A 12,296-nucleotide genomic window follows, 5' to 3' on the forward strand; every position below is an offset into this window, starting at 1 on the left:
TTATGGATTAATTATGTTAGTTAATTTTGTTTTTATCCTGTTCATCTTCACTCTAGCATTTACTTCAGAGATCCCCATGGTTTCCGCTATTTCTCTGTAATTTTTATCTTCAAGATATAGAAAAACCAATGCTTTTTCTATATCGTTTAATTGTTTTACCGCTCCGTAAAGCAATGTAAGCTGCTCCATTTGTGGATCGTCCTCGCGACGGTCTTCAATCTTAAATTGTACCGACTCATAATCTTGAGTTTTTACCCTTCTTGTAGATTTTCTATAGAGTGTAATCGCAGTGTTTAAAGCTACTCGATACATCCAAGTACTGAATTTAGCGTCTCCTCTAAATTTGGGGTAAGCACGCCATAATTGTACGGTCACTTCTTGAAAAAGGTCGTTATGTGCATGCTGATCATTAGTATATAGGCGGCATATTTTATGCACTATATTCTGATTCTCATCGAGCTGTTTAACAAATTCTTTTTCGAGTTTCTTACTCACTTTTTGATGGTATGGTTGTTAGATAGGTCCACTGTTTTTTAGAAACGTTACACTTCACTGGAAGGATTTCATATGTTGATCAGTTTGAGCAGTTAAATGTTTAGTACATCGCAACAGATTATTCAAGTGCAGCCCTGCTTAAGTGTGGTGTTTTAATAAGTTGAACCACTGAAATACATCATAAAAAATCAAAACACTAAGTTGGCTCTACAGTATGAAAAGATTGTTAATCGCTCGATAAACCAGCTCTTAAAAATTATATTTGTTGAAATATAAAAACATGAATATACCGCATTCAGATTTCCCACGAGTTATTGTTGTGGGCGGCGGTTTCGGAGGAGTGACGCTTTCGCGAAAGCTAACCAAACAAAATTTTCAAGTCGTACTTATAGATCATCATAATTACCATAATTTCCAGCCGTTGATGTATCAAGTGGCGACTAGTGGTCTAGAGCCTGATTCTATAGCTTTTCCATTAAGAGGGCTGGTCAATGACGGCACTAATTTTATATTTCGGCTTGCTGAAGTAGAGTCTGTAGAGCCGGTCATGAAAACACTTAAAACCTCCATAGGAGAGGTCACTTTTGATTACTTGGTCATTGCGACAGGAACTAAGACCAATTTTTTTGGCAATAAAGTACTAGAAGAAACTTCTTTACAAATGAAAAGTGTTCCTCAAGCGCTCAACATAAGAAGTTATATGCTTCAAAATCTAGAGAAGGCGACACTGACCAACGATGCAGAAGAACAAAAGAAGCTTATGCGTATCGTACTTTCTGGAGCTGGACCTACTGGAGTGGAGTTAGCAGGAGCCTTTGCCGAATTTAAAAAAGGAGTGCTCGCTAATGATTATCCAGATCTGAATCCAGAACATATGGAAATTCATTTGTTAGATGGTACCAGTCGAGTTCTTGCAAGTATGAGCGAGAAGGCCTCTCAAAAAGCCGAAAAATACTTGAAAGAGCTAGGAGTAAACATCCATCTTAATGTTATGGTGAAAAGCTATAATGAAGAAACAGTTTTAACTAATACAGATTTAAAAATTAAAGCACTCACTTTTATATGGAGTGCTGGAGTTATTGGAAATCCTATAGAAGGGATTCGGGAGCAAAGTGTCGATCAAAAATCCCAGCGCTTTCTGGTAGATCGTATGAATAGGGTAGAAGGGTACGAAAATATTTTTGCCATTGGTGATATTGCTTTAATGAAAACACCTGAATTTCCACAGGGACACCCTCAAGTGGCACAACCAGCTATCCAACAAGGCAAATTGCTCGTCAAGAATTTTAAACGCATACTTCACGATCAGCCACTTAAGACATTTTCTTATTTTGATAAAGGTAGTATGGCGACCATAGGAAGAAACAAAGCAGTCGCCGATGTAAAATCATTTACGTTAGGTGGTTTTCTAGCCTGGATTATTTGGCTGGCCGTACACTTGTATTTCTTAGTAGGAGTGAGAAACAGGTTAATTGTATTTCTAAATTGGGTCTATAACTACTTCAATTTTGATAGAGCAGCACGATTGATTATACGGCCTTACCAAAAGAAAGAGTTTTCTGATAAATAGAAATAGTTTATCAAGAAAAGCAGTAGGCTAGATGATAAGACTTGCATAGTACAATTATGCTTTAAATAATATATAAATAAGTCTTCCTTTAGTACCTTTGTAGTATCAAATAAGCTTCGTGTTTAATTGATTACAAGACTTTATTATAAAATAAAACCAACCCTTATGAGTAAGTATGATGTTGCAGTAATAGGTTCTGGACCTGGTGGCTATGTAGCCGCAATACGCTGTGCACAACTAGGTATGAAAACTGCCCTTATAGAAAAGTACAACACCTTAGGTGGGACTTGTCTTAACGTAGGTTGTATTCCTTCCAAAGCACTTTTAGATTCTTCTCATCACTACGACGATGCTATGAAGCATTTTGAAGATCATGGGATTGAGATTCCAGGAGAAATAAAGATCAATTTTGAAAAAATGATCGCTCGTAAAAAGCAAGTGGTAGATACTACATGCGATGGGGTGCAATATTTGATGAAAAAGAACGAGATCGATGTCTTTACTGGTATGGGATCTTTTGTAGATGCCACACACATTAAAATAGACGGTGAGAAATCACAAACGATTGAAGCAAAGAACACCATTATTGCAACGGGTTCAAAGCCAGGTACACTTCCATTTATTAAAGTAGATAAAGAAAGAGTAATTACTTCTACAGAAGCACTTTCCTTAAAAGAAATCCCTAAACACATGGTCGTAATAGGCGGTGGAGTGATAGGACTTGAATTAGGACAAGTGTATAAAAGATTAGGGGCTGAGGTTACTGTTATTGAATATGCTGATCGCATCACTCCTATAATGGATAAAGTTCTTTCTAAAGAACTGATGAAAGTTCTTAAAAAGCTAGGGATAAAATTCCACTTGTCTCATGGAGTCAACAAGGTAGAACGCAATGGCGATATCGTTAAGGTAACTGCCAAAAATAAAAAAGGAGAAGAAGTAAGCTTTGAAGGAGATTATTGTCTCGTTTCTGTTGGAAGACGTCCTTACACAGATAAATTAAATGCCACTGCAGCAGGTGTTAAGATCAATGAACGCGGACAAGTAGATGTAAATGAACATTTACAGACCAACGTTTCTAATATTTATGCGATAGGAGATGTAGTCCGTGGTGCCATGCTTGCCCATAAAGCAGAGGAAGAAGGTGTTTTTGTTGCAGAAACAATAGCTGGTCAAAAACCACATATCAATTACAATTTGATCCCTAATGTCATTTACACCTGGCCAGAGGTAGCTAGTGTAGGTAAAACAGAAGAAGAATTAAAAGAAGCTGGAATAGAATACAAAGCAGGGTCCTTCCCTATGAAGGCATTGGGTAGATCTCGTGCCTCTGGAGATACCGATGGCCTAGTAAAAATTCTAGCCGACAAAACAACTGATGAGGTTCTAGGAGTTCATATCATAGGAGCTAGAGCTGCAGACCTTATTGCTGAAGCTGTTACTGCTATGGAATTTAGAGCTAGTGCAGAAGATATTGCAAGAATGTCTCACGCACACCCTACTTATGCCGAGGCGGTTAAAGAAGCAGCTCTTGCTGCAACAGCTGACAGAGCGCTACACGTTTAATACACGTTAAATTACTATAGTTCAAGCCGATTCATTTATGAGTCGGCTTTTTTATTATATAAATTGGATTCCTGTTGGAGCCCAACTACCTGATGTTAGAAATATTTCCTTTTAACTTTGTCATTTACAACGACTTTTAGTTGCTAAGTAATGCAGCTAATATATCAAGATCACGCCTGTTAATTATTGTCATTTCGCTTTCGCGAAAGCGGTACTATACCTAGCCTTTTTTACTTTTCACCAATTCTCTGGGCTCATAGTATTTCTGTTTTTATAAGAGGTTGTTTAGAGTCCCGTTTTTAAGATAGGTATATTAAATGGTAGTATCTTTGTTCGACATGAAACAAAGACAACTTCATCAGTTTCCATTACTCCATTCTGCAGGTTTTAAGAAGAAATTACTGTCGTTTTATAAGGATGAAAACCATCTGGTGTATTTAGAGAGCAATCATGGCAGTTTAAAATATGATTCATATGCCACCTTAATAGGAGTAGGAGCTATAGATCGTATAACATGTAAAAGCGGCACTGCAGTAGAGCAGTTGGCCGCTTTTAGAACAGCTCATCCAGACTGGATGTTTGGCTTTTTAGGTTACGATCTTAAGAACGAGTTGGAAAACCTAGAGAGCACGCATCAAGATCTCTTGGACTTTCCAGATTTATGCTTTTTTGTTCCAGAATTGGTGTTTGAAATTTCAGACAAGGAAGTAAAGCTTCATTCCTTCATTACTTCACAGAATGATGCAGAGAAGTTGATCCAAAAAATACAAGAACATTCTTTTTCTGATCCAAAAACAGTTGCTCAAGAGGTCGTCCTAAAAGCCAAAGACTCTAAAGAAGCCTACCTACAAAAAGCACAAAAAGTTCTCGATCATATTCACAGAGGCGATATTTATGAAGCTAATTTTTGCACACAATTTTATGCTCAAGATGTGGTGTTGGATACGCAAAAGGCCTTTTATGATTTGAATAGCATCAGTGAGCCGCCATTTGCTGTTTATGCGAGGCTGGGTTCTTATTATGCTATTAGTGCTAGTCCAGAGCGTTATTTGAAAAAGACTGGAAACCAATTGATATCGCAGCCTATCAAAGGCACTGCAAAAAGATCTACCGACTTAACAGAAGATGAATCTCTTAAAGAGGCGCTTTTTAACGACCCTAAAGAACGATCTGAAAATGTGATGATCGTTGACTTAGTGAGAAATGACCTTTCTAAAACAGCCGTAAAAGGAAGTGTTGCGGTGGAGGAACTTTTTGGAATATATACCTTCAAGCAGGTACACCAAATGATCAGCACAGTCATGGCAGAGTTGGATCAAAAATATACGGTTATTGATGCAATCAAGACTACCTTTCCCATGGGGAGCATGACCGGAGCACCTAAAATAAGTGCTATGGAGATTATTGAAAAAAATGAATCTTTTAAAAGAGGTTTGTACAGCGGTGCTATAGGCTACTTTACACCACAAAACGACTTTGATTTTAATGTAGTGATACGTACGATCTTATTCAATGAAGATCGAAATACGCTTTCTTTTTCTGTAGGTAGTGCCCTTACCGCAGCAGCCATTCCTGAAAAAGAATACGAGGAGTGTTTTCTTAAAGCTAGAGCATTAATTGAAGTACTCGCACTTCAAGGCATTCGCTTTGATTAAATTTGCACTATGCTAACAGCATTTAAAAATCATATCAGCACTCAATTCCCTGAGCTCTTTTCGGTTCCCATAGCGATCGCGATAAGTGGAGGCAAAGACAGTACTGTTTTGGCCCATTTACTTCATCAATTGGGTGTTAAATTTGACTTGATACACTGTAATTTTAATTTAAGAGGAGCAGAAAGTGATGCAGATCAGGTCTTTGTGGAAGGTCTCGCAAAGCAATTGGGTTGTAAGCTTTATATAGAGTCATTTGAAACGGAGAAAATAGCACAGTCTAGAGGTGTTTCTATTCAAATGGCTGCTCGAGATTTGAGGTACCAAGCTTTTGATAACATAGCGGCTAAGCATCATATCAAACAAGTGCTTGTAGCCCATCACCTAGACGATCAATTAGAAACTTTTTTGATCAATTTAGGCCGTGGTGCCGGACTTCACGGGTTGACTGGAATTAGGGAGCGCAATGGGATTATTGCGAGGCCTTTGTTGATTTTTAACAGCAGTCAGATCAGTGATTTTGCTTTAGAAAACAATATCGATTGGCGTGAAGACAGCAGCAATAGCAAGACTAAATACCTGCGCAATCGACTGCGGCATGAGGTGATTCCCTTGCTTCATGAGGCGTTACCGCATTTGAAAGCTAATTTTTCCAATACGTTGAATTACCTGGAGGGTTCTGAATTATTATTAGATGTTGAGGTGGCACGCTTTCGCGAAAGCGGAACAAAAATAAACCATGGCAACCTAGAAATCTCTATCGAGAAATTAAAAGCAACTCTAAAGCCAGAAGCTTATCTCTTTGAACTTCTAAAAGAGTACAACTTTAACCTCCCTGACGCGTTAGAACTACTGGATGCTGAGCATGGTAAAAGTATTCCATCAGGCAGCAGAAGACTAACGAAGGATAGAGAAGTGTTGGTTTTAAGTAAGCAGGCAGATTGGAATCCTATTTATATGGAAATTGACCAATCGATCGAAAGGCTAAAGTTAGATGGATACCAACTAGAGTTTAAAAACATACGAGAAGATGACCCATTGAAGTATGTGAAATCGGCTAATTCCAGTAATAAAATTTTACTTGATGCAGCAGGATTAGAATATCCTTTTGTTTTGAGAAACTGGCAACATGGGGATCGCATGCAGCCATACGGGATGAAGGGGAGTAAATTGATAAGCGATCTATTAACTGATTGCAAAATCCCTTCTTTAGAACGGGAAAAAGCATTAGTATTGGCAAGTGGTAGCACTATATTATGGCTGGTAGGCATAAGAGCTAGCAAGCACCACAAAATTACAAGTATAACAAAATCTATAATTGAAATAACCTCAGACTTATGAGAAAGCTTCTATTTGCTTTAACAGCATTGATTGCCTTACAATTAACCGCTCAGCAAGACCCTACTACTTGGTCTACGGAGGTTAAAAAATTATCAGATAAAGAGTATGAGTTGACGACTACTGCTGTTATAGAACCGGGATGGCATTTGTATTCACAAACTACATCTCCAGAAAATAGTGGGCCAGTGCCTACCACCTTGAGTTTTTACGGTGTAGAAGATCAAATAGAATTGCTAGGGATTAATGAGGAAACCGGTTCTTATGCAGAATACTCCTCCGTATGGGAGTTTAATGTATACCAGTTCTCTGACGCAGCTGTTTTTAAACAAAAAATAAAAGTCCTTGATACCGAGTTAAAATACATCATTGCCGAAGTATTTTTTATGACTTGTGATGAAGAAAGGTGTTTACGTCCTAAAGGAGTCCCACTTACGTTTAAGTTAGACCCAAATGCAGCCGTTTCACCAACTGCTGCTGGCATCATTGAAAAGTATCTGGATGAAGAAAAGGATCCTATGCTATCTATGGCTCCAGAAGTTTCCTCTTTTCAAGTTAAGGACGCTCACGAGAAAAAAGGAGCTCAAAAAGAGCAGGACGGAAAAAAAAAAATTGATCAAGAATTAGAAGAAAAAGAAGATAAAAAAGACCGCAGTCTTTGGACTATTTTTATTGTCGCCTTTATTTCGGGATTTGCGGCACTTCTCACTCCTTGTGTTTTTCCTATGATACCCCTTACGGTAAGCTTTTTTACTAAGCAGAGTAAAAACAAGGCAAAAGGTATTTCTAATGCGATACTCTACGGCGTTTTTATTATTGTTATTTATGTCCTTCTAGGTACTGTTGTTACTGCTATTTTTGGTTCTGAATCCTTGAACCAGCTCAGTACCAATGTGTATTTTAACGTGGCATTTTTCCTGATATTAGTAGTTTTTGCAGCTTCATTTTTGGGCGCATTTGAAATCACATTACCTCAATCTTGGGCTAACAAAGCAGATGAAAAAGCCAATAAAGGCGGTATCGCAGGTATCTTTTTTATGGCACTAGCTCTTGCGATTGTTTCTTTTTCCTGCACCGGGCCTATAGTAGGATCACTTATTGTGGAAGCCGCATCTAAAGGTGGACTAGCACCAGTGATTGGAATGTTTGGTTTCTCACTAGCTATAGCTTTGCCATTTGCATTGTTTGCCATTTTCCCTGGCTGGTTGAACTCACTACCGAAATCTGGTGGTTGGTTAAATACAGTAAAGGTGGTTTTAGGGTTTTTAGAATTGGCTTTGGCTTTCAAATTTTTATCGGCTGCAGATTTAGTTTTTCAAACGCATTATATAGAGCGTGAGGTATTTTTGACTATATGGATTGCTATTTTTGGTGGACTGGCCTTATATCTTTTTGGTAAAATTAGAATGCCACACGACGGCCCTGACTCCAGTATATCAGTAGGAAGGTTGTTGTTAGGATTGGTCGTATTGAGTTTTACCATTTATATGATCCCTGGTCTATGGGGTGCGCCCTTGAAAATCATTTCTGGGTTTCCACCACCATTAAATTATGCTGAAGCACCATACGGAGTAGGGTATACCAAGTTAGATACCAACCTAGATATACCAGAAGGAGCACATCTAGCCGTTCATGACATCATAGCTTTTCATGATTATGAAGAAGGGCTGGCATATGCTAAGGAAGTGAATAAGCCTATTCTGGTAGACTTTACGGGTTGGGCTTGTGTGAACTGTCGCAAGATGGAAGAACGAGTGTGGAGTGAGCCTGCGATCCTCAATATGCTGAAAAACGATTTTGTATTGATTTCGCTTTATGTAGATGATAAAAACAAACTTCCTAAAGAGCAACAATACATTTCAGAAGTGACTGGAAAGAAAGTGCGCACCATTGGAGATAAATGGATGGAGTTTCAGAAAAATAATTATAAAGTGGCTGCCCAGCCTTTTTATGTAATCAAAGATAAATATGGAAACGATATAGGTCTACCTATCGCTTATACTCCAGAAGTGGACCTTTACGAAGCTTGGTTGAGAAAGGGCTTGGAAGAATAGTTCATTTAATTACAGAATAGCAAAAACCGATTCTAATAGGAATCGGTTTTTTTGTTGCTCCTAATTTAGAGCTCCATACAAGATTATAAAACAAGCCTATGCTATGGCAGCTTTGATACTGCTTATTTGTTGAAAGGAAGAAGGGGGGGACTCTCCTTAAAACTCTCGGGAACTGCAAGGGATTCCGCATCAAGTGCGGAAAATAATTCCAAAAGCTACAATTATAAAATACTGCCTACTGTGAATGTAAACTGAGACGGATTCCAGTTGGCCCCATTGTCCTTACTTCGACAAGCTCAGCACAGGGCGGACCTAATGCATTCCTCTCGTTGCACTCGTCGGATGCAAGAAGGGGAAAATAGTTTTGAATCGCTTTGCTCTTCCTTTTATGGCCCCTTTGTTCTTACTTCGACAAGTTCAGCACAGGGCGGACCTAATGCATTCCTCTCGTTGCACTCGTCGGATGCAAGAAAGGGAAAATAGTTTTGAATCGCTTTGCTCTTCCTTTTATGGCCACTTTGTCCTTACTTCGATAAGCTCAGCACAGGTAGGACCTAATGCATTCCTCTCGTTGCACTCGTCGGATGCAAGAAAGGGGAAAATAGTTTTGAATCGCTTTGCTCTTCCTTTTATAGCCACTTTGTCCTTACTTCGACAAGTTCAGCACAGGTCCGACCTAATGCATTCCTCTCGTTGCACTCGTCGGATGTAAGAAAGGGGAAAACTCTCCTTAAAAATATCGGGAACTGCAAGGGATTCCGCATCAAGTGTGGAAAATAATTTCCAAAGTTATAATTATAAAATATTGCCTACTCCAATTTGCGAGCAAATCAACCTGCCTACTGCCCACTGCCTAATGGAATGGAACCTGCCTACTGAAAACTGGATATTGGAAATAGGGCAAAAAAAAAGGGTCGCGCTAGCGACCCTTTTTAATATTATGTTAGGGAAAGATTAGTTAATTCTAAAAGTAACTCTTCTTACTAATTGTCTAGCATCAGCACTGTTCTTGTCAACAGAAGCATCTTCACCGTCACCATTCTGAGCTAAGCGACTTGCGTCAATTCCAGCAGCGGTAAGTACATCACTAACCATCTTAGCACGACGCTCAGATAATGTTTTGTTGTATTCAGGGCTTCCTATTTCATCTGCAAAACCTGTAAGAGTTGCACTTGCACTTGGATTGTCTTTCATGTACTGAACGATAGTGTTGATAGCTCCTAAAGAATAAGTAGTAGGTTTAGTACTATTAAATCTAAAGTAAACATTTACATAACCTTCGTTGATCAATTGCTTGATTAAGTTTTGGTTAGCACCATCAGCACCGTTGATAGCAGTTTGGATATCAGACTGGCTTGCGTAACGAGAATTTAAAGAGCTTTCCATATCGTCTGGAATACCGTTTTTATTCATGTCAATAGCACGACCTTTACTGTCAACACGAACACCACTTTCTGTAGTATTGTCTCTGTCTAAGTAATTAGGTACACCATCTTGATCATCATCAGCATTTTCAGCAGCCATTTTTTCCATTTGAGCAGCGATATCATCTACTTTAGCTTCCATTGGGTCTTTAGCAAAATCAGCTGGGTCAGTTCCTTCTCCAAGGTAGAAAGTAAGACCAACAGATGCGTTGATCATTAATCCTTCAAATCCTCTAACATCAGTACCTAGTTGAGCTCCATCCCATCCGTAATCATTACGAGTAGTACCTATAATCGTTAAATCTGTAAAGATAGCAATGCTATTAGTCACTCTGTATTGAGGAGTAAGACCTGCTGTAAAGTTCAAGTGGTGATCTGTGTTATCTGATAAGGAGCGATTATTTGAAGTAAGAAATCCTACACCTATACCTCCATGTCCAAGAATACCAAATCTAGAAGATGCACTTTTTAAGTTGACAAAGTCACCTAAATTTACGATTCCTTCTAAACCAACTCTGTAATAATCAGATTCGAAATCTACTGGAGAATCGGAATCACTTTGTATGCTGTTGTAACCGAATTCCAAACCAACTCCAAAACTTCTAGTGAACATATAACGGACACCTAAGTCTGCTTGCCATAAATCTGGTGTGCTTACATAACCGTCAACGAAAGGTCTAGTAGGTTTTTGAACACCAGCACCTACGTCTATTGCCCATCTTTTGAATGTTGCGTTTTCACTTGTTTCTGAAGATGTAGTATCTTCTGTTTGCGCTACTGATAGTAAACCACAGATCAGTATTGTAAGGGTAAATAATTTTTTCATAATATTTTTAACTTGCTTTCAAATGCAAATATATAAATATATTCTTAAGTTTAATAGCTATTAAACCGCTTAATTTTTTTAAATAGTTGTTCTTTTTCTTGGAAGATTGATTTTACGGCTTCATCGTTTTTATAAATTTCTATGTTTTGAAGATCAATATGTTAGTAATGAAATTGCTTTTTTGCGAATTTGATTTAAGTAAATATTTTAAAGATTGCCCTTGTAGTTTTTTTTCTTTTTAACTTTGTAGAGAACTTTTTTATCTCGCTTTCGCGAAAGCGAGCTTAAAATCCAACCTTAATGAACAGAAAAAAGATATTAATCACTGGCGGTGCTGGTTTTATAGGATCACATGTGGTTCGATTATTTGTCACGGCATATCCTAATTACGAAATATACAATTTAGATGCGCTTACCTATGCAGGTAATTTGGAGAATCTTAAAGATGTGGAACAGGCCTCTAATTACAATTTTCTGAAAGCCGATATCACAGATGCAACCGGTTTAGACAAGTTATTTAAACTTTATAATTTTGATAGTGTTATTCACTTAGCGGCAGAGTCCCATGTAGATCGATCCATCAAAGATCCATTACTTTTTGCAAAGACTAATATTTTAGGAACTTTAAATTTATTAGAGTCCTATAAAAAGCACAGTGATTTTCAAAAGGGTCTTTTTTACCATATCAGTACAGACGAAGTCTATGGAACTCTTGGAGCAACAGGGCTTTTTACAGAAAACACTTCTTACGATCCTAATTCACCCTATTCTGCTTCCAAAGCAAGTTCAGATCATTTTGTAAGAGCTTATGGAGAAACTTATGGATTACCTTTTGTGATCTCTAACTGCTCCAACAATTATGGATCCTTTCAGTTTCCTGAGAAATTAATTCCCCTCTTTATTAATAACATTATCAATTTTCAACCATTACCTGTATATGGAGACGGAAATTATACCAGAGACTGGTTGTTTGTTCAAGATCACGCTAAAGCTATAGATACTGTTTTTCATAAAGGTAAAAATGGAGAGACCTATAATATAGGCGGGCATAATGAATGGAAGAATATAGACCTGATTAAGTTGCTTTGCGCCAAAATGGATGTTCATTTAGGCAGATCTGCAGGAGAAAGTGAAAAATTGATCACCTTTGTTAAAGATAGACCGGGTCATGATGTGAGGTATGCCATTGATGCCTCAAAAATAGAGCGAGAGTTGGGATGGAAGCCTTCTCTTACTTTTGACGAAGGCTTAGAAAAAACAATAGCATGGTATTTAGAAAATGAAGCCTGGTTAAATAATCTGACTTCAGGGAAGTATCAGGAGTATTATGATTTACAGTATTCTCTAATTAACACAAATTAAACCGAATTT

Annotated in this window: 8 protein-coding genes; 6 read left to right on the forward strand and 2 right to left on the reverse strand. The window is 38.0% G+C overall.

From position 1 onward, the window contains the following. Positions 1-495: an RNA polymerase sigma factor gene (locus tag CW736_RS09110; RefSeq protein WP_101013652.1), complete on the reverse strand. Its 495-nt coding sequence runs from the start codon at positions 493-495 to the stop codon at positions 1-3. Positions 496-775: 280 nt separating this feature from the next. On the opposite strand from CW736_RS09110, the gene CW736_RS09115 reads away from it, so the two are divergent. The 5 genes from CW736_RS09115 to CW736_RS09135 all read left to right on the forward strand — a co-directional run bounded on the left by CW736_RS09115 (position 776) and on the right by CW736_RS09135 (position 8,675). Beyond that, entirely contained in the window at positions 776-2,065 is a 1,290-nt protein-coding gene (locus CW736_RS09115) for an NAD(P)/FAD-dependent oxidoreductase (RefSeq protein WP_101013653.1), read from the forward strand. A gap of 165 nt (positions 2,066-2,230) precedes the next feature. Next, positions 2,231-3,631, forward strand: a complete 1,401-nt coding sequence (lpdA, locus tag CW736_RS09120) for a dihydrolipoyl dehydrogenase (RefSeq protein ID WP_101013654.1) — start codon at positions 2,231-2,233, stop codon at positions 3,629-3,631. Between the two features lie 338 nt (positions 3,632-3,969). After that, positions 3,970-5,286, forward strand: coding sequence for an anthranilate synthase component I family protein (locus CW736_RS09125; protein WP_101013655.1), 1,317 nt, complete (start codon positions 3,970-3,972; stop codon positions 5,284-5,286). Positions 5,287-5,295: 9 nt separating this feature from the next. Continuing rightward, complete coding sequence (tilS, locus tag CW736_RS09130; RefSeq protein ID WP_101013656.1) at positions 5,296-6,624, forward strand: tRNA lysidine(34) synthetase TilS; 1,329 nt, start codon at positions 5,296-5,298, stop codon at positions 6,622-6,624. Next, on the forward strand, positions 6,621-8,675 hold the full coding sequence (locus tag CW736_RS09135; protein WP_101013657.1) for a protein-disulfide reductase DsbD family protein: 2,055 nt from the start codon (positions 6,621-6,623) through the stop codon (positions 8,673-8,675). The genes tilS and CW736_RS09135 overlap by 4 nt, the downstream gene beginning before the upstream one ends. 954 nt (positions 8,676-9,629) lie before the next feature. Here CW736_RS09135 and CW736_RS09140 read toward each other — a convergent pair. Next, a complete protein-coding gene (locus tag CW736_RS09140) occupies positions 9,630-10,925 on the reverse strand; it encodes an OmpA family protein (RefSeq protein WP_101013658.1) in 1,296 nt (431 codons plus the stop codon). Positions 10,926-11,225: 300 nt separating this feature from the next. Between CW736_RS09140 and rfbB the strand changes: the two genes are divergently transcribed. Continuing rightward, on the forward strand, positions 11,226-12,287 hold the full coding sequence (rfbB, locus tag CW736_RS09145) for a dTDP-glucose 4,6-dehydratase (protein WP_101013659.1): 1,062 nt from the start codon (positions 11,226-11,228) through the stop codon (positions 12,285-12,287). Positions 12,288-12,296 lie beyond the last annotated feature (9 nt).

It is taken from the genome of Nonlabens sp. MB-3u-79, from assembly GCF_002831625.1.
GTDB lineage: Bacteria > Bacteroidota > Bacteroidia > Flavobacteriales > Flavobacteriaceae > Nonlabens.

What these genes read in the sequence shown, in the direction of transcription:
- CW736_RS09115 (WP_101013653.1), top strand. Translation starts at nt 776, where the DNA reads ATGAATATACCGCATTCAGATTTCCCACGAGTTATTGTTGTGGGCGGC.
- lpdA (WP_101013654.1), top strand. Translation starts at nt 2,231, where the DNA reads ATGAGTAAGTATGATGTTGCAGTAATAGGTTCTGGACCTGGTGGCTAT.
- CW736_RS09125 (WP_101013655.1), top strand. Translation starts at nt 3,970, where the DNA reads ATGAAACAAAGACAACTTCATCAGTTTCCATTACTCCATTCTGCAGGT.
- tilS (WP_101013656.1), top strand. Translation starts at nt 5,296, where the DNA reads ATGCTAACAGCATTTAAAAATCATATCAGCACTCAATTCCCTGAGCTC.
- CW736_RS09135 (WP_101013657.1), top strand. Translation starts at nt 6,621, where the DNA reads ATGAGAAAGCTTCTATTTGCTTTAACAGCATTGATTGCCTTACAATTA.
- CW736_RS09140 (WP_101013658.1), bottom strand. Translation starts at nt 10,925, where the DNA reads ATGAAAAAATTATTTACCCTTACAATACTGATCTGTGGTTTACTATCA.
- rfbB (WP_101013659.1), top strand. Translation starts at nt 11,226, where the DNA reads ATGAACAGAAAAAAGATATTAATCACTGGCGGTGCTGGTTTTATAGGA.